Origin of the sequence: Pseudomonas carassii, from assembly GCF_036324045.1 — a bacterium.
GTDB lineage: Bacteria > Pseudomonadota > Gammaproteobacteria > Pseudomonadales > Pseudomonadaceae > Aquipseudomonas > Aquipseudomonas peradeniyensis.
The window spans coordinates 37,585-59,673 of record NZ_JAZDCT010000038.1 but is presented as its reverse complement, the minus strand read 5'-3'; the positions used below and the strand labels follow the sequence as shown (position 1 = coordinate 59,673).

15 protein-coding genes and 1 tRNA gene are annotated in these 22,089 nt (G+C 63.9%); 7 read left to right on the top strand and 9 right to left on the bottom strand.

Annotated features, from left to right (window positions below; all coding sequences use genetic code 11):
- Positions 1–72 precede the first annotated feature (72 nt).
- Complete coding sequence (gene dibA / locus V0R62_RS22750; protein ID WP_330105311.1) at positions 73–1,968, bottom strand: phosphodiesterase DibA; 1,896 nt, start codon at positions 1,966–1,968, stop codon at positions 73–75.
- 150 nt (positions 1,969–2,118) lie between these two features.
- On the opposite strand from dibA, the gene desA reads away from it, so the two are divergent.
- Together desA and V0R62_RS22740 are read left to right on the top strand one after the other, a co-directional pair.
- On the top strand, positions 2,119–3,303 hold the full coding sequence (gene desA / locus V0R62_RS22745) for a delta-9 fatty acid desaturase DesA (RefSeq protein ID WP_330105310.1): 1,185 nt from the start codon (positions 2,119–2,121) through the stop codon (positions 3,301–3,303).
- Positions 3,304–3,443: 140 nt separating this feature from the next.
- Entirely contained in the window at positions 3,444–4,433 is a 990-nt protein-coding gene (locus tag V0R62_RS22740) for a GGDEF domain-containing protein (RefSeq protein WP_330105309.1), read from the top strand.
- A gap of 6 nt (positions 4,434–4,439) precedes the next feature.
- Here the strand turns inward: V0R62_RS22740 and V0R62_RS22735 are convergent, their stop codons facing one another.
- The 6 genes from V0R62_RS22735 to V0R62_RS22710 form a co-directional block, all read right to left on the bottom strand.
- A complete protein-coding gene (locus tag V0R62_RS22735) occupies positions 4,440–4,649 on the bottom strand; it encodes a hypothetical protein (protein ID WP_330105308.1) in 210 nt (69 codons plus the stop codon).
- 710 nt (positions 4,650–5,359) lie between these two features.
- On the bottom strand, positions 5,360–6,697 hold the full coding sequence (locus V0R62_RS22730; protein WP_330105307.1) for a response regulator: 1,338 nt from the start codon (positions 6,695–6,697) through the stop codon (positions 5,360–5,362).
- Positions 6,698–6,834: 137 nt separating this feature from the next.
- On the bottom strand, positions 6,835–8,112 hold the full coding sequence (gabT, locus tag V0R62_RS22725) for a 4-aminobutyrate--2-oxoglutarate transaminase (RefSeq protein WP_050703304.1): 1,278 nt from the start codon (positions 8,110–8,112) through the stop codon (positions 6,835–6,837).
- A gap of 183 nt (positions 8,113–8,295) precedes the next feature.
- Complete coding sequence (gene gabD, locus V0R62_RS22720) at positions 8,296–9,738, bottom strand: NADP-dependent succinate-semialdehyde dehydrogenase (protein ID WP_028688580.1); 1,443 nt, start codon at positions 9,736–9,738, stop codon at positions 8,296–8,298.
- A 300-nt stretch (positions 9,739–10,038) separates the two neighbouring features.
- Complete coding sequence (locus V0R62_RS22715) at positions 10,039–11,712, bottom strand: aryl-sulfate sulfotransferase (protein ID WP_330105306.1); 1,674 nt, start codon at positions 11,710–11,712, stop codon at positions 10,039–10,041.
- Positions 11,713–11,729: 17 nt separating this feature from the next.
- On the bottom strand, positions 11,730–14,066 hold the full coding sequence (locus V0R62_RS22710; RefSeq protein ID WP_330105305.1) for a TonB-dependent receptor: 2,337 nt from the start codon (positions 14,064–14,066) through the stop codon (positions 11,730–11,732).
- A gap of 192 nt (positions 14,067–14,258) precedes the next feature.
- On the opposite strand from V0R62_RS22710, the gene V0R62_RS22705 reads away from it, so the two are divergent.
- Complete coding sequence (locus V0R62_RS22705; RefSeq protein ID WP_330105304.1) at positions 14,259–15,164, top strand: LysR family transcriptional regulator; 906 nt, start codon at positions 14,259–14,261, stop codon at positions 15,162–15,164.
- Positions 15,165–15,281: 117 nt separating this feature from the next.
- Here the strand turns inward: V0R62_RS22705 and V0R62_RS22700 are convergent, their stop codons facing one another.
- Together V0R62_RS22700 and V0R62_RS22695 are read right to left on the bottom strand one after the other, a co-directional pair.
- On the bottom strand, positions 15,282–16,187 hold the full coding sequence (locus V0R62_RS22700; RefSeq protein ID WP_330105303.1) for a TauD/TfdA dioxygenase family protein: 906 nt from the start codon (positions 16,185–16,187) through the stop codon (positions 15,282–15,284).
- Positions 16,188–16,215: 28 nt separating this feature from the next.
- Positions 16,216–17,256, bottom strand: a complete 1,041-nt coding sequence (locus tag V0R62_RS22695; protein WP_330105302.1) for an ABC transporter substrate-binding protein — start codon at positions 17,254–17,256, stop codon at positions 16,216–16,218.
- Between the two features lie 299 nt (positions 17,257–17,555).
- On the opposite strand from V0R62_RS22695, the gene V0R62_RS22690 reads away from it, so the two are divergent.
- The 4 genes from V0R62_RS22690 to V0R62_RS22675 all read left to right on the top strand — a co-directional run bounded on the left by V0R62_RS22690 (position 17,556) and on the right by V0R62_RS22675 (position 22,078).
- Entirely contained in the window at positions 17,556–19,139 is a 1,584-nt protein-coding gene (locus tag V0R62_RS22690; protein ID WP_330105301.1) for an ABC transporter permease, read from the top strand.
- Complete coding sequence (locus tag V0R62_RS22685; RefSeq protein WP_330105300.1) at positions 19,136–19,999, top strand: ABC transporter ATP-binding protein; 864 nt, start codon at positions 19,136–19,138, stop codon at positions 19,997–19,999. Before V0R62_RS22690 ends, V0R62_RS22685 begins: the two co-directional genes overlap by 4 nt.
- An 86-nt stretch (positions 20,000–20,085) precedes the next feature.
- Positions 20,086–20,162 (top strand) — tRNA-Arg (locus V0R62_RS22680).
- A 107-nt stretch (positions 20,163–20,269) separates the two neighbouring features.
- The gene (locus V0R62_RS22675) at positions 20,270–22,078 is read left to right on the top strand and encodes a DUF6538 domain-containing protein (RefSeq protein WP_330105299.1); all 1,809 of its coding nucleotides are present in this window, start codon (positions 20,270–20,272) and stop codon (positions 22,076–22,078) included.
- Positions 22,079–22,089: the final 11 nt, after the last annotated feature.

Genomic DNA, 22,089 nt, shown 5'->3' with positions numbered 1-22,089 from the left:
CGCAGCCCTTTCGCGACACAAGGCCGCTCCTACAGGGATTGCGCATGGCCTGAGGAGGCGAAGCAAGCGATCTCAGCCCCAGTGCAGCTCCGCCGCCGGCACCGGCCGCCCGAACCAGTACCCCTGCCCCAGCTGGCATTGCTGCTCCAGCAGGAAGCGCGCCTGTTCCGCCTGCTCGACCCCCTCGGCGTGCACCTGCATGCCCATGCTGCGCGCCAGGGCGATGATCACCCGCACAATGGCGATGTCGTCCTCGTCATGGGGCAGGCCCGCGACGAAGCCCTGGTCGATCTTGAGCTTCTGCACGGGCATTCGCTTGAGCCGCAGCAATGACGAGTACCCCGTGCCGAAGTCGTCAATGGCCAGTGTCACGCCCAGCTCGCGCAGGCGGTGAAGCTGCTCCAGGGCGACCTCAGGGTCTTCCATCACCGCGCTCTCGGTCACTTCGAGTTCGAGCAGCGCAGGGTCCAGCCCGGTGTCGTGCAATGCATCGGCCACCTGCCGGTACAGGCCGCGCTGGCTGAACAGGCGGCTGGAAATGTTCACCGCGACGAACGCCAACTGCCGCCCCTCGGTCTGCCACTGCACCATCTGCCGGCAGGCCTGGTGCAGCACCCAGGCGTCGATCTCGGCGATCAGCCCGGTGCGTTCGGCGATGGGGATGAACTCCCCGGGCGGGACCAGGCCGCGCTGCGGATGCTGCCAGCGCACCAGCGCCTCGACGCCGATCATCCGCGCGGTGAACAGGTCGTGCACCGGCTGGAAGAACACCCGCAGCTCCTGCTGCTCCAGCGCCCGGCGCAACTCGCCGGCGGTCTCGACCCGCTGCTGGGCATGGGCGGTGAGCTCCTCAGTGTACAGCGCATAGCAGGCTCGGCCGTTGCTCTTGGCCTTGAACAGCGCCGAGTCGGCGTTGCGCAGCAACTGCTCGGCGCTCAGCGCATCGCTGGGGAACAGGCTGATGCCGATACTGACACTGATGAACAGGCGGTTGTCTTCGAAGCAGAACGGTTCTTTCAAACGCTCGATGATCGATTGCGCCAGCTTGCCGGCCTGGCCGACCTGCTGGCAGTTCTCGGCCAGCACGCCGAACTCGTCGCCGCCCAGCCGGGCCAGGGTCACGCCGCTGCCCAGCACCTCGCGCAGGCGCTCGCCGACCAACTTGAGCAACTGGTCGCCGATGGTGTGGCCGAGGCCGTCGTTGATGCTCTGGAAATGGTCGAGGTCGAGCAGCAGCAGGGCGCAGCCGCGCTTGTTGGCCTGGGCCGCGGCCATGGCCTGCATGGCGCGGTCGTTGAACAGCAGGCGGTTGGGCAGGCCGGTCAGCGGGTCGTGATGGACCAGATAGGCCAGCTCTTCCTCGGTGTGCTTGATCGCGCTGATGTCGCTGAATACCGCGACGTAATGGCTGAGCGCACCGCTGTCATCGCGAATGGCGCAGATCGTCTGCCATTGCGGATAGATCTCCCCGCTTTTCCGACGGTTCCAGATCTCCCCGCTCCACTCGCCCTGCTCCGCCAGGGCGGCGTAGATCTGCTGGTAGAACGGCGCGCCATGCCGACCGGACTTGAACTTGCTCGGGCGCTGGCCGATGACTTCTTCCTGCTGGTAACCGGTGATGCGCATGAAGGCCCGGTTGACGTGCACGATCAGGCCATTGCGGTCAGTCACCAAGACACCTTCCAAGGTGCTGTCGAACACCGCCGCGGCCATACGCAGGCGCTCGCGGTCTTCACTGCGCAGGCGGGCGCCGATGCCGATGAAGTTCAGCAGGCGGGCACGGGAAACGAAGATCAGCAAGGCGCTGAGCAGCACCCAGACCACCACGTTGATCTGCCGGCCCACGGTCAGCGCCAGCGGGTCGTCGGTCATGCCACGCAGAACCAGCTCGGACAGCACCAGCCAGAGGATCGAAAGCACCACGTAGAGCCCGGCCATGCGCAAGGCGTCGCGAACGGAAACAGACATGTCGGGTGGAGGAGCCCATGAAAAAGGAAGGGGCATTATAAGGGCTGAAACACCCTGTGACCTCCTATCTAAAAGGGCGACTGGTTTTATTTCCCCGCCCAGGGATAATGCGAGCGCTGTTCCCCTGAGTTTTCGAGGGTCTTTCCCGTTATGTGGTACTACGGTCTACTCGACTTGTCGGCCTGGCAACTGGTCGCCGTCACCCTGCTGATGACCCACCTGACCATCGTCAGTGTCACCATCTACCTGCACCGCTACTCGGCGCACCGCGCCCTGGAGCTGAACGCGGGGCTCAAGCATTTCTTCCGTTTCTGGCTGTGGCTCACCACCGCGCAGAACACCCGCGAATGGACCGCCATCCACCGCAAGCACCACGCCAAGTGCGAAACCCCGGACGACCCCCACAGCCCGGTGCACAAGGGCCTAGGCACCGTGCTGCGCAAGGGCGCCGAGCTGTACCGTGAAGAGGCGCGCAACGAGGAAACGCTGCGCATCTACGGCAAGAACTGTCCAGACGACTGGATCGAGCGCAACCTCTACACCCGCTACAAGCTCGGCGGCATCGCCCTGATGGCGATCATCGACCTGCTGCTGTTCGGCACCATCGGCATCACCATCTGGGCGATCCAGATGATGTGGATTCCGTTCTGGGCCGCCGGCGTGGTCAACGGCCTGGGCCATGCCGTGGGCTACCGCAACTTCGAGTGCCGCGACGCCGCCACCAACCTGGTGCCGTGGGGCATCATCATTGGCGGCGAGGAGCTGCACAACAACCACCACACCTACCCCAACTCGGCAAAGCTGTCGGTGCGCCGCTGGGAATTCGACATGGGCTGGATGTGGATCCGCCTTCTGAGCCTGCTGCGCTTGGCCAAGGTGCAGCGCGTCGCGCCCATCGCCCACCGCGTGGAAGGCAAGGCATCGCTGGACATGGACACTGCCATGGCGATCCTCAACAACCGCTTCCAGATCATGGCTCAGTACCGCAAGCTGGTGATCGGCCCGCTGGTCAAGCAGGAGCTGGACAAGGTCGACGCCTCGGTGCGCCACCGTTTCCGCCGTGCCAAGCGCCTGCTCTCGCGGGAAACCAGCCTGCTGCAGGACCGCCACCACGTGCGCATCGAGTCGATGCTGGCCCACAGCCAGGCACTCAAGACCATCTATGAAAAGCGCCTGGCGCTGCAGCAGATCTGGGCTCGCACCAGCGCCAATGGCCACGACATGCTCGCCGCGATGAAGGATTGGGTACACGAGGCCGAGGCCAGTGGCATCCACTCGCTGCGTGACTTCGCCGCCCAGCTCAAGACCTACTCACTGCGCCCCAACGGCGCCTGAGCACCGTTGATCGGCATGCCCCGCAATGGGGCGTGCTGACCGGAACTTCCCCTGCGCAAATCGACTCAAACCCGGCATATCGCCCGCGTGGCGGGCCGGACCGTGGCCGCACGCCCATCGTCGAGAAACGTTCCGTGCTCATGGCCAAAGACCTCCCACCCACACCTGCCGGCACTCCGCGCCCAGAAGCCGCCCAGACCCTGCTGGCCCTGCTCCACGCCCAAGGCGAAGTGGCTCGCTTAAGCGAACGCGAGCAGCTGTACAGCTCGCTGCTCGACAGCGTCAACGCCGTGCTCTGGGCCTTTGACTGGGAAACCCGCCAGGTGCTCTACGTCAGCCCCGCCTACGAGCGCATTTTCGGCCGCCCGGCCAGTCTGGTTCTGGCCGACTACAACGAATGGCGCGACGCCATCTACCCGGACGACCTGGAGTACGCCGAGCGCAGCCTGGCCCAAGTGCTGGTCAAGGGCACCGTCGAGGACCGCGAGTACCGCATCCTCAATGCCGCCGGCGAGGTGCGCTGGCTCAGCGACAAGTGCTACATCAACCAGCAGCGCGAGGGCGACCAGCGGGTGATCATCGTCGGCATCGCCGAGGACATCACCGATAAGAAGCAGCTCGAAGGCGAGTTGCAACGGCTGGCCACCACCGATGTGCTCACCCAGAGCAGCAACCGCCGGCACTTCTTCGAATGCGCCCAGCAGGCCTTCGACAGCGCCCGCGGGGATGGCACGCCGATGGCTTTCCTGCTGCTGGACATCGACGATTTCAAGCATATCAACGACACCTACGGCCACCAGGAAGGCGACCAGGTACTACAGCGCATCGCCGACAGCGGCAAGGCCGTGTTGCGCCGTGGCGATCAGTTCGGGCGTATCGGTGGCGAGGAGTTTGCGGCAGTGTTCCCCGGCTGCACTGCACAAGTGGCCGAGCAGATTGCCGAGCGTCTGCAGCGGGAAATCCAGCGGTTGAGTTTCATCCATGGCGAGCACACCTACGGGGTTACCGTAAGCCAAGGGCTGACCGGGCTGCAGGATGAGGATGAAACGCTCGACAGCCTGTTCGCCCGAGCAGACGCCGCCATGTACCGTGCCAAGCGCCAGGGCAAGAACCAGATCGTTAAAGGCTGAAGCGGATCACTTCACGGCTGCGGTACTCCACTCGTAATCGATCGGCCCGCTACGTGGCCCAGCCAGTTTCCCCCCGGGCTCTTTCTCCAGACCTTCCTTGAAGCCGACTTCAAGAAAATGCCATTGCTGATCGGTGATTTCACCCGCCAGAGCGATGGCTTGGGCTGTGTAGCGTTTGATCAATGCAGCCTTCCTGGAATCTTTCGAATAGCTCATAGGTACCTCCGATATGTGGAAAGTACATTGCTGGCTCATAGCCGCAACGGGTAGAACGAGACTCCCGGCTGAATCGCGAACGAAGCCAAGCGACTGATACAGGGGTTCAGCCCCCGGGTCGGGCTGTTGAACTTCGATTCGCGAGTACTTGAGCATCCTTGCGTACTCCGCAACCGCCAGCAGCGACAGTGATGCCACCAGTCCTCTCAGTGGGTTCCCAGGACCTGGCTTGCCCTCCAGCAGGATGATCTTGATGCAGCGCCTGCTTTGCCGGGGACTGGCATAGCAAAGACCGCAGAGCTCTCGTTCTGACCACAACGACAGGTCGAAACCTTTGAGATCGCAGTCAGTCCATCGCGGCACCTCCTCCCAAGGGAAGTGGTGAGTCTGCTCGCCCCAGCGCTGAAAAGCCTCGACAGCCCTGTGACCAATGGGTTCGAAACACAGCTTGTCGACGTCAAGCCCAGGCCTGAGCGAACGTTGACTCCTGCAGAATGCTTGCAGGGCGAGCTTTCGCGCCTGTGATCAATAGACCAGATAGCGCAGACCACGGTGTCTGTACGTGCTCATCTTCAGCCGCAACCTTCCTGCCATTCCGTTGATGGAGTGAAGGGAAAGCTACGCCTGAAGGACTTCTCTGGATACGAACAGTCGTCCGCAAAATCTGTAGGAAGGGTCCCAAGCCTGATACAACCCCGGCGATACGCCGATCAGGCCTGGCGCTCCTCGCCCTCGGCCGAGCCTGCATCGGTAGCCGGCGCAATGATCGGGGCAACCTCCGGCTCGCTCGCGACAGCTTCCGCCGCCAGACGCTCGGCCTCCTCCCGCGCCAGCGCCTCAGGGTCCACCTTGCGCAACCGCGTCAGCTCCGGCAACCCAAGCTTGAGCAGGCGCGCCGTCTTGCTGCTGGCGACCTTCTCCAGCCCTTCGCTGGGCTTGAGCCGCGACAGCTGTCCGGCCAGGTTCATCGCCAGGATTTCCCGGGAGTAGACGCCGCCGCCCAGCTGGTACACCGCGGCGATCAACTCGCGCAGGTCCAGCGGCAGACGCCAGCGGGTACGCAATGCCGAGCCGAACGGCGCGCCGAACTCGTTGAGCGACAGCTCCACCTGGTCCTCGTCCAGCTCGCCACCGGCCAGGCGCCACTCCTGCAAGGTGCGCAGCACCGCCAGGTCACCCAGGCAGTGCAGCAGCCCCGCGCAGTAGCAGCGCGCTTCGTCCACCTCGAGCATGCGCGCCAGGGTGCGGCCGTACTCGGCGGTGTGCAGCGACAGGTTCCAGTAATGGGTGGCGTGCCGGGTCAGCAGCGGGTCGGTCAACCGGGCGCTGCGCTTGAGCGTGAGGCCGAGGATGAGGTTCATGCTCTGGGTACTGCCGAGTTTGTTCAGCGCCTGCAGCAGGGTCTGTACCGGCGCTTCACGGTGCAGGGCGGCACTGTTGGCGGCGGCGATGAGCACGCCGGTGATCTGCGGGTCGTTGCGAACCTCTTCCTCGAGCACCTTGAGGTTGAGGCCATGGGGATTGAGGGCTCGCTTGACCGCCACCTGCACATCGGCGAACAGCGGGCCGCCATCGGCGGTGGCCCGGCGCTGTTCCAGGTAGGCCGGCAGTTGCGCGCCGGGTTGCAGCGGCGGTACCGGACAGGCGATCTGCTCGCCCACTGCCAGCAGCAGGTTCTCCAGGCGCTTGCGCAGGTTGTCCAGGTCGAGCGGTTTGCTCAGGTAGGCGGTCGGGTGCAACGGCAGCGCCTCGCGCACACTGGCGCTGTCGGTGCGGTCACTCATGAGGATGAACGGCAAGCCGGGCTTGTCGCCCTTGGCGCGTACCTTGCGCAGCAAATCGAGACCGTCGAACCCTGAGAGTTCACGGGCGGCGATGATCAGGTCGGGTTTGGCAGCCAGCGCGCTCAGCGCCTCGGAACCATCGGCACAGACCTGCAGGCGGGCGTCGCAGCGCACGCTGAGCAGCATTTCGCTGAGCATGTCGCGCACCCAGGGATCGCCTTCGGCAATCAGCACGCAGGGGGGGACGGGGTCGACAGCGCTCATGGGCTATTCTCCAGGCTATGACGCGCGATCCATCGCAGCTTCCACGGAATCCTCGTACAACCTTAGCGCCTGATGCCGGCAAACGGCACAAAAAAAACCCGCCGAGGCGGGTTTTTTTCTGAAGCGTGTCACATTTTTCAGGCCAGTTCGGCGAAGCACTCTTCGATGATGGCCAGGCCTTTGTCCAGCAGCGCGTCTTCGGCGGTCAGCGGAACCAGGATCCGCAGGACGTTGCCGTAGGTGCCGCAGGACAGCAGGATCAGGCCCTTGTCACGAGCCTTGGCGACCACCTGGGCAACAGCGGCGGCGTTCGGGGTGTGGGTGCCTTTCTCGAAGACTTCCACGGCGATCATCGAGCCCAGGCCACGGACATCGCCAATGATCGGGTGCTTCTTCTGGATTTCACGCAGGCCGGCGGTCAGGCGCTCGCCGACAGCCTTGCTGCGGTCCAGCAGCTTCTCTTCCTCGAACACTTCGATCACGGCCAGGGCCGCGGCGCAGGCGATCGGCGAACCGGCATAGGTGCCGCCCAGGCCGCCCGGGGCGATGGCGTCCATGTACTCGGCCTTGCCGCACACACCGGCCAGCGGGAAGCCACCGGCGATCGACTTGGCGAAGGTGGTCAGGTCAGGCGCGACGCCCATCTGCTCCATGGCGAAGAAGGTGCCGGTACGGCCGGCGCCAGTCTGCACTTCGTCGGCGATCAGCAGGATGCCGTGCTGGTCGCACAGGGCGCGCAGGCGCTTCATCAGCTCTTTCGGCGCTGGCAGGAAACCGCCTTCGCCTTGTACCGGCTCGAGGATGATCGCGGCGATGTCGCGCGGCTCGGCGTCGTTCTTGAAGATGCGCTCGACCGAAGCGATGGCGTCGTCGACGCTGATACCGTGCAGTTCGCTCGGGAACAGCGCGCGGAAGATGCCGCCTGGCATCAGGCCCATGCCGGCGGAGTACGGCACGACCTTGCCGGTCAGGCCCAGGGTCATCATGGTTCGGCCGTGGTAGCCGCCGGTGAAGGCGATCACGCCGGCACGGCCGGTGGCGGCACGGGCGATCTTCACGGCGTTTTCAACGGCTTCGGAGCCGGTGGTGACCAGCAGGGTCTTCTTGTCGAAGTTGCCTGGGACCAGCTTGTTGATCTTCTCGCACAGCTCGACGTAAGGCTCGTAGGCCAGTACCTGGAAGCAGGTGTGGCTGACCTTGGTCAGCTGCTCTTGCACGGCGGCAACCACTTTCGGGTGCAGGTGGCCGGTGTTCAGTACCGCGATGCCGCCGGCGAAGTCGATCAGTTCGCGGCCTTCGACGTCGATCACCGTCGAGTTCTTCGCGGTATCGACGAAGATCGGGTGAATCTGGCCGACGCCACGTGGGACGGCGGCGACACGGCGTTGCATCAGGGATTCGTTGGTCTTGCTCATAGTGCCCTCAATTGCGCCGGTTCTGCGGCGCTTTTATTCGGGGGTGGCTGGATGCAGGCGTGCACAGTATTCGTTGATCGACTGCCACACATGCCCTGGCCACCAGGTACCGCTATGTCAAAAAGGCCAGCGAGACGTCGCTCTCGCGCCCCGCTGGCAGAGGTAAAAGCGTTTACCTGGCGATCAGACGCTGATGCACAGGTATTTGATCTCGAGGTAGTCCTCGATACCGTACTTGGAACCCTCACGGCCCAGACCCGAAGCCTTGATGCCGCCGAACGGTGCCACTTCGTTGGAGATCAGGCCGGTGTTGATGCCGACCATGCCGTATTCCAGGGCCTCGGCGACGCGGAACACGCGGCTCATGTCACGGGCGTAGAAGTACGAGGCCAGGCCGAACTCGGTGTCGTTGGACATGGCGATGACTTCGGCCTCATCCTTGAAGCGGAACAGCGGCGCCAGCGGGCCGAAGGTCTCTTCCTTGGCGACAGCAGCGGTCTTCGGCACGTCGACCAGGATGGTCGGCTCGAAGAAGTTGCCTTCGATGATCTTGCCACCGGACAGCACCTTGGCGCCCTTGGCGACGGCGTCCTCGATGTGCTCCTGGACCTTGGCGACAGCCTTGCCGTCGATCAGCGGGCCAGTGGTGGTACCTTCTTCCAGGCCGTTACCGATCTTCAGCTTGGCGACCGCAGCCTTGAGCTTCTCGGCGAAGGCGTCGTAGACACCGTCCTGCACGTAGATACGGTTGGCGCAGACGCAGGTCTGACCGTTGTTACGGTACTTGGAGATGATCGCGCCCTCGACCGCCTTGTCCAGGTCGGCGTCGTCGAACACGATGAACGGCGCGTTGCCGCCCAGCTCCAGGGATACCTTCTTGATGTCCTTGGCGCATTCTTCCATCAGCTGGCGGCCGATTTCGGTCGAGCCGGTGAAGGAGAGCTTGCGCACCAGGGAGTTGCCGGTCAGCTCGGAGCCGACTTCGCCGGCGCTGCCGGTGATCACGCTCAGCACACCGGCCGGGATGCCGGCACGGGTAGCCAGCTCGACCAGGGCCAGGGCGGAGTACGGGGTCTGCGAAGCGGGCTTGAGCACCATGGTGCAACCGGCGGCCAGGGCCGGGCCGGCTTTGCGGGTGATCATCGCGGCCGGGAAGTTCCACGGGGTGATGGCGGCGGTGACACCGATCGGCTGCTTGATGACGATCAGGCGCTTGTCCGGCTGGTGGCCAGGGATGACGTCGCCGTACACACGCTTGGCTTCTTCGGCGAACCACTCGATGAACGAGGCGGCATAGGCGATCTCGCCCTTGGCTTCGGCCAGTGGCTTGCCCTGCTCGGTGGTCATCAGGCGGGCCAGGTCGTCCTGGTGCTCGATCATCAGCTCGAACCAGCGACGCAGCTTGCCGGCACGCTCTTTGGCAGTCAGTGCGCGCCAGGCCGGCAGGGCCTTGTCGGCGGCCTCGATGGCGCGGCGGGTCTCGGCGGCGCCCATCTTCGGCACGGTACCGATCACCTCACCGGTGGCCGGGTTGGTCACCTTGATGGTCTGACCGCTGTCCGCATCCAGCCATTCACCGTTGATGAAGGCCTGCTGGCGGAACAACTGAGCGTCTTTGAGCTGCATGTCGGCTTCCCTTTACTGCGAATTATTGATTGTTGAAAAGGCGCCCCCGAGAAGGGGGCGGCCGTCACAAATTCGTGCACCAGGGTGTTCGACGCCTGGGTGCCGAGCGTTTGAAATCTCAAACGGAATGCTAAGCGGGGGTTGGGGTGTTGGACAATAGGCTGTTCGAAAAAAAGAACGAATGGTCGGAATTCAGATCAGTGGAAATGCATCGCGGGGCAAGCCTGCTCCCACGCAGTCCGTGTAAAGACTACGTGGGAGCAGGCTTGCCCCGCGATAGGACCCTGGAAGGTTAGTCCATCAGAACGCCTTGTCGAGATCGATCACCAGCGCCCGGTAGCCCACGCTGCCCGGCTGGCGACTGTGCACTTTCAGCTCCACCGCCACCTCCTGGGTGCCGCGACGCACTTCATTGAGCACGCTGGTCGTCATCTTCTCGGGCGTCAGGAAATTCACCGAAGCCGAGTAGATGAACTGGGTATCGGTCTGCGCCCGGTACGCCACCACCGAGGTGATCGGGCTGTACCACTCGTCACCGCGCTCCTTGCCGTACTGCCACACCTGCTCGACCGTGCCCTTGGCCTCGTCGATGCGGTACTCCACCGCCCGGCTGTAGTTGCCGCTCAGTTTCGTCGGCCCGAAGTCCCGGCCCCAGCCGTTGTCGAACACGGTCAGCGTGCCACGCCCGGTAAGCCAGGCGGTGTGCTGGGTCCAGGACCACTCGAAGCCCTCGCCCACCGGTTTGAGCACTTTGTCCTGCAAACGTGCCGGCCAGCCTTGCGGCGCGGCGAGAATCCACTTTACCTGCTTGTCGCGGCCGATCTTCACCACGCCCTGGTGCCGTGCTGAAACGATGATGCTGTCGTCATCGGCATCGTAGTCGATGGCATTGACGTGGGCCCAGTTGCGCCCGGTACCGACGCCGGGCGTGTCGCCGAACGGCAGGTCGCCTTCAGCCAATTCGTTGGCCAGCCGGTCATCCTGTTTTTGCACACCGTCCGGCAGCTGGATCGCGGCCTTGCCCAGGGTTTCCAGCAACTCGCCGCGGTACGGGTCGAGGATCTGGTTCAGGTCCCAGAAGTCCAGCACATCGCCGGCCTCGTTGACCTCGATGATATGGTCGCGGATCGAGCGCACGCGCTTGCCATCCGGGCGGCGGTAGTCGCTGGTGCCGACCCGCAGCAGGTAGCTGCCGTTCACCGTCTCGCGGATCTCGTGGGAGAAGTCGGCGAACTTGTCCGGCAGGTTGCGCTGCCACACCTTGCGCCCCAGCAGGTCGTACTTGGAGTAGGTCTGGCCCTGGCCCCAGATCAGCTTGCCGTCGCGGGTCTGGTGGAAGCCCATGGTGCCGCCCAGGCCGTCGCGGTGGTTGGAGTCGTGGATCTGCTCGATGTCCAGGTACCAGCGCACGTCACCGTTGCTGTCGGCGATCCAGTTGTTGCCCACCGAGTCCCATTCGGCGGCGCCGCCCAGGCCATTCCACTTGAAGGCACGCCCGCCGGGGATCTCGGCCAGCAGGTGGTTGAACAGGTACAGGCGCTGCTCGAAACCGGGCGCGACCTTGATCGGCTCCACCTCGGGCAGCGCGGCGGTCTGCTTCGCCACTACCGGCAGGCGCACCGCCGGGGCGTAGATTTCGTAACGCTCGCGGATGCGTTCGCCATCGAGCTTGTAGCTCACCTCGACCTGGTTGACGTGGTCGGGGTACAGGCCGAACACCGGGATGCCGCCGTAGGTCCACAGCGAGCGGTCGGACACGTCGTAGACGATATCGACACCGCGCTCGCCGCGGCCCAGCACCCGCACATGGGCGGCGCTCAGGGTACGCCCGCCGTCACGGATGATCGCGGTCAACGGCGCCAGGCGGTACGGGTTGACCACCACGTCGCCGAGCAGGGCTTCGTCGCGGTCGGGCACCTTGGCGGTGAGGCAGGCGCCTTCGGGCAGGTCGTGCGGTTGGGTCTTGGCATTCATGGCAAAGCTCCTTGTGCTCAGAAGTCGTAACGGGCGGTGGCGCCCACGGTGCGCGGGGTGCCCAGCACGCCGGCATAGCCGCCGTTGGCGGAGTTCCACAGGCTGGTGAAGTAGGTCTTGTCGCCGGCGTTCTTCACCCACAGCGACAGGTCGAGCACACCGTCGCCCTGGTCCAGGCGCACGCCGGTGGACAGGTTGACGATCCCGTAGCTGGGGATCTGGCCGTAGTCGGAATCGTCGATGGTGCCGACGGCCTTGGAGCGGAACGCGTAGCTGGCAGTGACGTAGGGCTCGATGCGTTCGCTGAGCTGCCACTTGTACTGGCCGTTGAGGTTGGCGATGTACTTGGAGGCACCGACTACCTGGTGGCCGGACAGGTCGCAGGTGGCGGCGGAGTTGGCCAGGCTCACCTCGGGCGGGCATGGCGCGTCCTTGTAGTCGGTGTAGCGCACGTCGTTCCATGAACCGTTGAAGTTCACCGTAAGACCACGGATCGGCAGGGCCGTGGCCTCGAACTCCAGGCCACGCGAACGCACGCTGCCGGCGTTGGCCAGGTACTGCACGCGGTTGGCTTCGTCGTAGACGTTGGCCTGGTAGCCGTGCACTTCGGTCCAGAACAGGTTGGTGTTCAGCTGCAGGCGGTTGTCGAACAGGGTGCTCTTGAGCCCGAGTTCGGCGTTGTTGGCCCGCTCGGTACCCACCAGCAGCGAATCGGTGCCCAAGCGTGGGGCGGCACCGACGGTCAGATTGACACCCCCGGACTTCTCGCCGTGGGACAGGCTGGCATAGCCCAGCACGTCGTCGCTGAAGCGGTAGCTCAGGCTGAGCAGCCCGGACGGGGCGAAGCTGTACTGGTTGAGGTCACCTGAATCGTAGGCGCCCACCCGGCCCTGACGGGCGGCGGCCGCCGCACCAGTGACGGGCGCGCCACCGGACGGCGCATCACGGGTCACCCAGGCGCTTTTCTCCTCGTAGGTGCCACGCACCCCGGCGGTGAAGTCCAGGCGTTCGGTCAGGTGCCAGGTACCCTGGGCGAACAGGGCGTAGCTGTCGGTGTCGATGTGGCCATTGCCGATGGTGTTCACGTTGGCCAGGGCGCCGGCCGGGGTCAGGTTCCAGACATCGGCCTGCGGCCCGTAGTAAGTGAACGATTTATTGTCCAGGTCCTGCTTGAAGTAGTACGCGCCCAGTACGTAGTCGAAGAAGCCGCCGGTGGGTGAGGCCAGCCGAATTTCTTGCGAATACTGCTTGTCCCGTACCGAAACCCCGGCACTGTAGAACACCGGCACGTTGAGGCCGTCGTCGTTGCGCGGGGTGAAATCCCACCAGCGGTAGGCGCTGATCGAGGTGAGGGTGAAGTCGTTGGGCAGGGTCCAGTTGGCCTCCACCGAGGTGCCGCCCTGGAACACCTTGACCATCTGGTCGGCGTCGAAGTTGACCTTGCGGTCCTTGCCCGACACCAGGGTGGCGCCGGCCTGGGCGGCCAGGCTTTCGTAGCGGTTCACGCCATTGATGGTCGGGCCGGTGCTGTACAGGCTGAGGATGCCGTTATCGGAATCTTCTTCGTTGTACTCGCCGATCCAGCGCAGGTTGAAGGTTTCGCTGGGCTTGAACAGCAACTGGGTACGAAAGCCCTGGCGCTTGCCGCCATTGAGGTCGTGGCCGTTGTAGATGTTCTTAACATAGCCGTCGTCCTCGGTGTGGTAGGCGCTGATGCGCCCGGCGAGGGTGTCGGTCAGGGGGCCGGAGAAGCTGCCCTGGGTCTGCCAGTAGCCATCCTCGCCCAGCGACGACTGCACGCTGCCCTCCTGGTGGAAGGTCGGCTTGCGGGTGGTGATGTTGAGCACCCCGGCGGTGGTGTTCTTGCCGAACAGCGTGCCTTGCGGCCCGCGCAGCACCTCCAGCTGCTCGACATCGAGCAGGTCGAACACCGCCATGCCCGGGCGCCCCAGGTAGACATTGTCCAGATACACGCCGACGCTGCCTTCCAGGCCATCACTGGCCGGGTTGTTACCCAGCCCACGGATGGAGATGCTCGACTGGCGGGCGTGCACATAGGCGACGTTGGTACTCGGCACCAGCTGTTGCAGGTCCTGCACGCGATAGATGCGCTGGGTCTCCAGGGTTTCGCTGCCCAGCACGCTGATCGGCGTGGGCACGCTCTGGGCGGTCTCCTCACGGCGCCGGGCATTGACGGTGACGGTGCCGAGCTTGGCTTCCTGCTCGACGGCCGGTGCAGCCGAGCGTGGTTCTTCGGCGAAGCTGTTGCCGGCGGCGGCCAGCAGCACGCCAGCGGCCAAGGGTTGCAGAGCGAATACCGACGCGCGCGCCGGCCAACGGGAGAGTCGGGACATGCAGATGCTCCTTGGAGGCACAGGCCCTGGCGAGCATTTCCGTTGGCGGAACCGAATCGCGATCAGATGGGCTTTATTCTTTTAAGAGATATAAATATTTATATTTCATATTTTGTGGAATAAGTAACTCCCTTTATAAGGTTCCCAACCCTTCCCAGCAATTGCATTCCACCGAAAGTTTCCATGTAGAAAATGCATATCGACCTGCGCCAGCTCCGCCACTTCATCGCCCTTGTCGAGCACCGCAGCTTCGTCGCCGCCGCAGCGGCGGTGAACCTCTCGCAATCGGCCTTCAGCCGCAGCATCCAGACGCTGGAACACAACGTCGGCTGCCGCCTGGTCGACCGCGCCAGCAAGGAGCTGGCGCCGACCCGCCAGGGCCTGCTGGTGCTGGAGCATTCGCGGCGGCTGGTGCACGGGGCGCACAACCTGGTCAACGAGATCAACCAGTTCAATGGCGCCACCACCGGCGTGGTGCGCTTCGGTTCGGGGCCGGCCCCCGCCGGCGGGCTGGTGCCCCGGGCGGTGGCGCGGTTCGTCGCCGAGTACCCGGCGGCGCGCACCTGCTTCCAGGTGGACAACTGGCAGGCGCTGAACCGGCGGCTGATCGCCGAGGAGATCGAGTTCTTCGTCGCCGACACCCGCCAGTTCGAGGCCGACCCGGATTACCAGGTGCACAAGCTCAGGCCACAGCGCTGGCACTTCTGCTGCCGCCGGGGGCATCCATTGACCGAGCTGGCCGAGGTAAGGGCGCGGGACCTGTTCGATTACCCGCTGGCCACCACCTTTCGCCCGCCGAACATCCGCAAGATCCTCAGTGACCTGAGCGGGCGGCAGGACTTTCTGCCCAGCGTGGAATGCGAGCATGGTTATGCGCTGCTCAATGTCGTGCTGCACTCGGACACCATCGGCATCGCCTGCAGCGCGAACTTGCGGCCCTATGACGGCCTGGTGGCCCTCAACCTGGTGGACCTGGCGCCGGAGCAGGAGGAGGCGTTCTATACCCGCTATGGGGTGGTGAGCCGGGTGGGATATGGGTTGTCGGCGCTGGCGCAGGGGTTGGTGAGGCAGCTGGTGGCCTGCGATACCGAGTTGTAGCAAACAGGGGCTGCTGCGCAGCCCTTTCGCGGCGCAAGGCCGCTCCTACAGGGGAACAAGATCTCCTGTAGGAGCGGCCTCGTGCCGCGAAAGGGCCGCAAAGCGGCCCCAACGATCTCAGCCTTTACGCGTGGTCCGGCTCAGTTGCCCATCGACGCCCACCGGCACCTCGCCAGCCAGGGTCACACGGCGCACGATGCGCGGCTGGGTACCATAGTCATCCAACGCATAGTGCTGCGTCGCGCGGTTGTCCCAGATCGCCACGTCCCCCGCCTGCCAGCGCCAGCGCACGGTGTTTTCCAGGCGTGTCACATGCCCCTGCAGCAGCGCGAACAGATGCTGCGAGTCCGCCAGCGAGTAACCCTTGATACGCTTGACGAAATGCCCCAGCTGCAACGCCCGCTCGCCGCTGATCGGATGCACCCGCACCACCGGGTGCTCGGTCTCGTACACCGTCGAGGTGAACACCTTGCGGTAGCGCTCAAGCTTCGCCGGATCGACATCCGGCTTCACGCTGGCATAGTCGTATTCGTTGCTGTGCACCGCCCACAGCTTGTCGGCCAGTTCGCGCAGCGGCTCGGGCAGCTCCTGGTAAGCTGCGGCGGTGTTGGCCCACACCGTGTCGCCACCGGCAGCCGGGGCCACCACACTGCGCAGGATCGAGGCCTTGGGGTAGGCGTCGACGAAGGTCACATCGGTGTGCCAGGAGTTGGCCCGCTGCCCCTCGGCGCCATCGAGCTGCAACAGGTAGCTGGTGCCATCGACCACCGGCACCGTGGGGTGGGCGATCGGCTCGCCAAGCAATTGGGCAAAGGCCTCCTGGCCCACGTCATCCAGGTGCTCCTGGGCCCGGAAGAAGATCACCTTGTGGCGCACCAATGCCGCCTGGATGGCATCGATGGTGGCCGGATCGAGGTCGGCGGACAGCTTGATGCCACGGATCTCGGCGCCGATGCGCCCGGCAACGGGGTGGATGTCGAGTTCGAGGGTTTGCGGCGCGGTGGCCAGTGCGGCGTTGCTCATGGTCGTGCTCCTCACGGTTGTTGTCGGGTCAGCGGGCGGCCTGGACGGCCTGGTCCTGGCGCTGGGCGGCATCGATGAAACGCGGTTCGATCCAGTCGGCCACCTGGAAGCCACGGCGGATCAGGCGCTCCTTGACGGCCAGGTCCACGCCCTGTTGCAGCAGGCCGACGAAGCCGGCATCCAGGCGTGGGTCGAAGTAGTTGGCGAGGTTCTCCTCGGCCAGGTCGTCGCGCAGGATCGCCTTCGGCCAGTTGGCGGTGTTCGCCACCAGGTCCACATAGGCCTCGCGGTTGCGTTCGTCGCGCAGCCACTTCACCGCCTGCTCCTGGGCGTTGACCACCCGCTGTACCAGGTCGGGGTGCTGGCGGATGAACTCGCCGGTACCCAGCAGCACCGCCTGGGTGCTGCCGGCGCCTTTCAGGTCCCGCGAGTTGACCGGCAGCTCGACCAACCCGCGCTCGCGCAGCGACAGCAGGTTGGACAGGCCCCAGGTGGCGTCGATCTGCTTGGCGGCCAGGGCGGCGTTGGCCGCGTTGAAATCGAGGTTGATGACTTTCAGCTCACGTTCGGACAGCCCCTGGCTGGCCAGGGCGCTGGCGAACGACAGCTGGTTGGCGGTGCCGCGGAATACCGCCACGCGCTTGCCCTTGAGGTCCTGCAGGCTGTGGATGCCCGAGCCCGGCACCACGCCGAGGTAGCTCTTCACCCCACGCACCCCGGCCGACAGCACGCGGGTGTCGAGGCCGTTGGCCTTGCCGATGATCGCGGCCAGGTCGCCCAGGTAGGCGAAGTCCGCCTGACCGTTGGCCAGGGCCTCGTTGACCACGGGGCCGGCGCCCTTGAAGAAGCGCCAGTCGATACGGATGCCGTCCTTGGCGAACTCTTTCTCCAGCAGTTGCTGGTCGCGCAGCACATCCACCACGCCGCCGGCGCTGGGCTTGCTGCCGGCGCTGAGGTCGGGCACGGCGATACGGATCACATCCGGCTGGGCGGCATGGGCTGCCACGGGCAGGGCACTCAACAAGGCCGCGAGCAACGGGCTGAACAGATGGCGGAAGGCGGTTTTCATGGCAAGGCTCCTTGGCAGGCTGCCACCGGCGATGGCCGGCGCTATGGGCCAGAAGCTAGGCAGGTCCGGTTAGAACCTACAAAGATCAAAACTTCATTTTTTAGTAACCAGAAGACATAAACCAGACGCCATGCGGGCCTGCGACGGGCTTGCAGGAAACGCATGGAAAATATGAGGAAAACGCAACGGAGCGGGGCTTTCGCATGCACGGTGCGCATGCTCTTATCTCTTGAATGCTATTTGTGTGAATTTTTAATTCCATAAATGAATAAACAAGGAACGGTTTGGGAGATGCCTCGATGAGCGAAGTCTTGAGCGCAAGTCTGCGGCGCCTGTGGGGGCCGCTACGCGGCCCTTTCGCGGCGCAAGGCCGCTCCTACATACCGTGGATCGTGCCGCTGGCGGTGGCGGCCTTGTGGGTCGTCGCCAGCCGTGAGCACTGGATGAGCGAACAGATCCTGCCCGCTCCCGCACTCGTCTGGCAGAGCGCGCTGGAGTTCGGCTCGGGCGAGCTCTGGGGCCACCTGTGGATAAGTCTGCAGCGCCTGGTCTGGGGGCTGCTGGCAGGGATCGTCAGCGGCCTGCTGCTGGGCACCTGGCTGGGCGGATCGCGACGGGCGCAGACCCTGGTGCTGCCCACCTTCGTCGCCCTGGCGCAGATCCCGACCCTGGCCTGGATCCCGCTCTTCATGCTGTTCTTCGGCATCGGCGAGCTGCTCAAGCTGGTGGTGCTGGTCAAGGCCGTGGTGGTGCCGGTCACGCTGCATACCCTGGTCGGCGTACGCGACGCCCAGCCCAAGCTGCGCGAGGCCGCCGCCGTCCTGCGCCTGCCCCCTCACCTACTGTTCCTGCACCTGCTGCTGCCCGCCGCGCTGCCGGCGTTTCTCGCCGGTGTGCGGCTGGCCCTGGCCACTGGCTGGACCTCGCTGCTGGCCGTGGAGCTGCTGGCTTCCAGCGAAGGCATCGGCTACCTGATGGTCTGGGGGCGACAACTGTTCATGCTCGACCTGGTGTTCCTCTGCATCCTGTTGATCGGCCTGGTCGGTGCGCTGATGGATCGCGGCTTCACGCGCCTGGAGCGCGGCCTGTTGCACTGGCCGCAACCGGCCACAGGCGAACAGCTGCGCGGCCAGGTGCCACGCGGCTGGCAAAGCCTGCTGCTGCCTGCGGGGCTGTTGCTGCTGTGGCAGGCCGCCAACAGCCTTGGCTGGGTCGACGCCAACATCCTCACCTCGCCACTGGAGGTGCTGCGCAGCCTGTACGCAGGCCTGCTCGATGGCTCGTTGCCCGAGGCCCTGCGCCTGAGCCTGCAACGCACCCTGGCCGGGCTGCTGCTCGGCGGTGGCGCGGGCTTCGTGCTGGGCCTGCTGCTGGGCCTGTCAGCCAACGCCGAGCGGCTGCTCGGCCCGAGCCTGTCGGCGCTGCGCCAGGTGGCGCTGTTCGCCTGGGTGCCGCTGCTGACCGCCTGGTTCGGCCTGGGCGAGGGCGCCAAGCTAGTGTTCGTCGCGCTGGCGGCGTTCTTCCCGCTGCTGATCGCCACCCAGCGCGGCATCGCCAGCCTTCCGCCACAGCTGGGCGAAGCGGCCCAGGCCCTGCGCCTGGACCTGCCGCACCGGCTGCGTCTGCTGGTGCTGCCCGGCGCCGCCCCGGCGATCTTCGCCGGGCTGCGCCTGGCGCTGATCTACGCCTGGCTCGGCACCATCGGCGCCGAGTACTTCATGCCCTCGGACGGTGGCATCGCCAGCCTGATGATCGGCGCCCAGCAATTGTTCCGCATGGACCAGGTGATGGCCGCCATGGTCCTGATCGGCCTGGTCGGCGCCCTGCTCGGCCACCTCGGCCAACGCCTCGAATCGCGCGCCACGCGCTGGAGATCCGCATGAACGCCTTCATCACCCCGGCCCTGCACGCGGCCAACCAACCCGACGCCACGCCGCCACTGGTCAGTTTCGAGGGGGTCGGCAAGACCTTCAGCGTCGATGGCCAGCCGTTCGAGGCGATCCGCCACTTCGACCTGTCGATCAACGAAGGCGAGTTCATCGCCATCGTCGGCTCCTCCGGCTGCGGCAAGTCCACCCTGCTGCGTCTGCTGGTGGGACTGGACACCGACTACAGCGGCACGATCCGGGTCGACGGCCAGCCGGTCGACGGCATCGGCGGCGAACGCGGCATCGTGTTCCAGGAGCATCGCCTGTTCCCGTGGCTGACGGTGGCGCAGAACATCAGCCTGGGGCTGGTCAACGAGACGCTCACCCAGGGCGAGCGCGCCCGGCGCGTGCACGAGTACGTGCAACTGGTGGGCCTGGTCGGCTTCGAATCGGCCTATCCGCACCAGCTTTCCGGCGGCATGGCCCAGCGCGTGGCCATCGCCCGTGGCCTGGTAGCCAGCCCACGGATCCTGCTGCTGGACGAACCCTTCGGCGCCCTCGACGCCCTGACCCGCCAACAGTTGCAGGACGAACTGCTGGCGATTCGAGAACGCTCGGGGATCACCATCTTGCTGGTCACCCATGATGCCGAGGAGGCAACCTACTTGGCCGACCGGGTGGTGGTACTGGAGCCGAGGCCGGGGCGGATCAAGGCGGTGGTGGAAATCGAACTGCCGCACCCGCGCCAGCGCACCGGCGTGGCATTGCATGGCTTGCGCGAAAAGGTCCTGCACCAGATCACCGGCAACGGCGGGTACCTGAAGCCGGCGGTACAGCGGGTGGAAGGGCTGCGGCCAGAGCTGATCGCGCTGTGACCGGCACCCGCTGTCCCCCCGGGAAAAAACTCCACAGATCAAGGCCATGGACGCCACCGATACAGATGGGTATCATGCGGCCCGTTGCACTCGTAGCTCAGCTGGATAGAGTACTGCCCTCCGAAGGCAGGGGTCGTGGGTTCGAATCCCGCCGAGTGCGCCATCTTTTTAAGCGGTTGTTTTGGCTGTACTTTTCGGCAACCCCTTGATTCTCTAGACTTTCGGGCATCAGTAGCGTCATAAAGGTGGGGCATCGCAAAGGTGTCCACCATGCCAACCCGCCCCGACTACCTGTCGATCAGTCGCCACGGCACTTACTATTTTCGAATTGTGACCCCTCGTACGCTGCGTGCAGCTCTGGGAACGCAGAAGGAAATTAGACGCTCTCTCCAAACGGACAGCTTAAGACTGGCGCTTCGTCTCGCCCGACAATACGCTGCACGTTATCAATATCTGTTCGATAGGATGCTTGACGTGATTGGGCGTGACGACTACGAACCTACTGAAGAAGATCTTAAGCTCTACTCCGAACTTATCGCTGAGAGAAGCAAGCCTGACGCTTGGGGAGCTTGGGGAGACCAACTCGGACAGTCGAAAGCTTCGGAGCCTGAGCAGAGTAATGAGCAGCTCGAAGAAAAGCAGCGCTATGACGAGGTTGCCAAGCTCCTTACAGGAGCGTATGGGAGAGCTATCCCAGCGCAAAAACAGGACATCGCAAAGCAACTGTTAGAGGTATCTGAGCCCTACCCAGCAACTCAACTTCGTAAGGTGTTACCCGGTATTCTCGACAAGCTTGTTGCCCAAAGGATCAGCAGTACGACTACGACGAATGCGCCATCAACAATCGTCCTGCCGAAGCCAGAAGCCTCTACCATCACCCTGTACGAACTATGGAAGCTGCATTGGGATCATCTTGCCTCGCTCAACGTAGACAAAGCCCTTAACACCAGAGATGCCGAGGACGGCCACGCCCGCCGGTTAACCGTACTGAGCGGTGGGAAGGGAGTAGGGCAACTGACGCTGAATGACTTCAACCGAATCTACCGCCAGATTCCCGAGCTGAAACCCTTGCGTGGATGCAAAATTCCGAATAGTGGGGAAGCCAAGGACATCCTAGCAACAGGAGACGAAGCGACCATTTCTAGCGCAAGCGCCGATAAGGTAATGATCCGCCTTCACACTCTTCATAAGTTTGCTTACCTAAAAGAGCTTACGACGGTTGACCCGGCGAAAACGGACAGGCCTAAACTGATCCGTAAAAAAGCACCTGATGCTAACAAGAAGAACTCCTTCTCCACCGACGATCTAAATGCCATATTCTCCGGTTATCTGTACTGCGGCACAGAGATCGACGGCGTGGACCATATCTACCCTTACCAATTTTGGGCACCTTTGCTTGGCCTTTTTACGGGTGCAAGGCTTAACGAAATCTGCCAGCTAGACACCACCGACGTGCAGTTTGATAAAGAGTCCCAGCTCTGGACTATCTCTCTCACTGAGGACACAAATGACTCTAGTCTACCGAAATCCCTGAAAAATCAGCCAAGCTGGCGAGTGCTTCCAATTCACAACGAGCTCATACGCATAGGTTTTATCGATTTTGTAAAGGAAGCTGCCGAGGAGGGAAGAAACAAACTGTTTTCTGACGGCCTCGTGCATAACCCCAGGAAACACTGGGGAAGTATAGCTACAACTTTCTTCACCCGGATGCCGAGCGCCAGCACTAAGGCAGGGGGCTATTTTTACCGAGTGGGCATCCGTTCGCGTGATAAAGATGGCCGGACTGACAATAAGACCTTTCATGCTTTTCGGCATACGTTTGTTCATAGGATACGAAACATACCTGGTGAGGATGCAAAGCTCCGCGAGTCCCTTAGCGGCCATGCGGGAGAGCGAAATCAGAATGACGAGTATGGGGATGGTTTCGATCTTGTGAACAAGCACCGCGCCTTACATAAAGCTAATTTTCTGATTGACGCGTCAAAGATTTCCTATCGGGAATTCCAAACTCGCTTCAGGACGCTCCTTTCGGAATCTATACGCAAACATAGAGAAAAGCACGAGCTGAACCAAGGATAATTGAATATGCA

Excerpts from the sequence above, each read along its gene's own strand:
- dibA (WP_330105311.1), bottom strand. The coding sequence starts at position 1,968 with ATGTCTGTTTCCGTTCGCGACGCCTTGCGCATGGCCGGGCTCTACGTG.
- desA (WP_330105310.1), top strand. The coding sequence starts at position 2,119 with ATGTGGTACTACGGTCTACTCGACTTGTCGGCCTGGCAACTGGTCGCC.
- V0R62_RS22740 (WP_330105309.1), top strand. The coding sequence starts at position 3,444 with ATGGCCAAAGACCTCCCACCCACACCTGCCGGCACTCCGCGCCCAGAA.
- V0R62_RS22735 (WP_330105308.1), bottom strand. The coding sequence starts at position 4,649 with ATGAGCTATTCGAAAGATTCCAGGAAGGCTGCATTGATCAAACGCTAC.
- V0R62_RS22730 (WP_330105307.1), bottom strand. The coding sequence starts at position 6,697 with ATGAGCGCTGTCGACCCCGTCCCCCCCTGCGTGCTGATTGCCGAAGGC.
- gabT (WP_050703304.1), bottom strand. The coding sequence starts at position 8,112 with ATGAGCAAGACCAACGAATCCCTGATGCAACGCCGTGTCGCCGCCGTC.
- gabD (WP_028688580.1), bottom strand. The coding sequence starts at position 9,738 with ATGCAGCTCAAAGACGCTCAGTTGTTCCGCCAGCAGGCCTTCATCAAC.
- V0R62_RS22715 (WP_330105306.1), bottom strand. The coding sequence starts at position 11,712 with ATGAATGCCAAGACCCAACCGCACGACCTGCCCGAAGGCGCCTGCCTC.
- V0R62_RS22710 (WP_330105305.1), bottom strand. The coding sequence starts at position 14,066 with ATGTCCCGACTCTCCCGTTGGCCGGCGCGCGCGTCGGTATTCGCTCTG.
- V0R62_RS22705 (WP_330105304.1), top strand. The coding sequence starts at position 14,259 with ATGCATATCGACCTGCGCCAGCTCCGCCACTTCATCGCCCTTGTCGAG.
- V0R62_RS22700 (WP_330105303.1), bottom strand. The coding sequence starts at position 16,187 with ATGAGCAACGCCGCACTGGCCACCGCGCCGCAAACCCTCGAACTCGAC.
- V0R62_RS22695 (WP_330105302.1), bottom strand. The coding sequence starts at position 17,256 with ATGAAAACCGCCTTCCGCCATCTGTTCAGCCCGTTGCTCGCGGCCTTG.
- V0R62_RS22690 (WP_330105301.1), top strand. The coding sequence starts at position 17,556 with ATGAGCGAAGTCTTGAGCGCAAGTCTGCGGCGCCTGTGGGGGCCGCTA.
- V0R62_RS22685 (WP_330105300.1), top strand. The coding sequence starts at position 19,136 with ATGAACGCCTTCATCACCCCGGCCCTGCACGCGGCCAACCAACCCGAC.
- V0R62_RS22675 (WP_330105299.1), top strand. The coding sequence starts at position 20,270 with ATGCCAACCCGCCCCGACTACCTGTCGATCAGTCGCCACGGCACTTAC.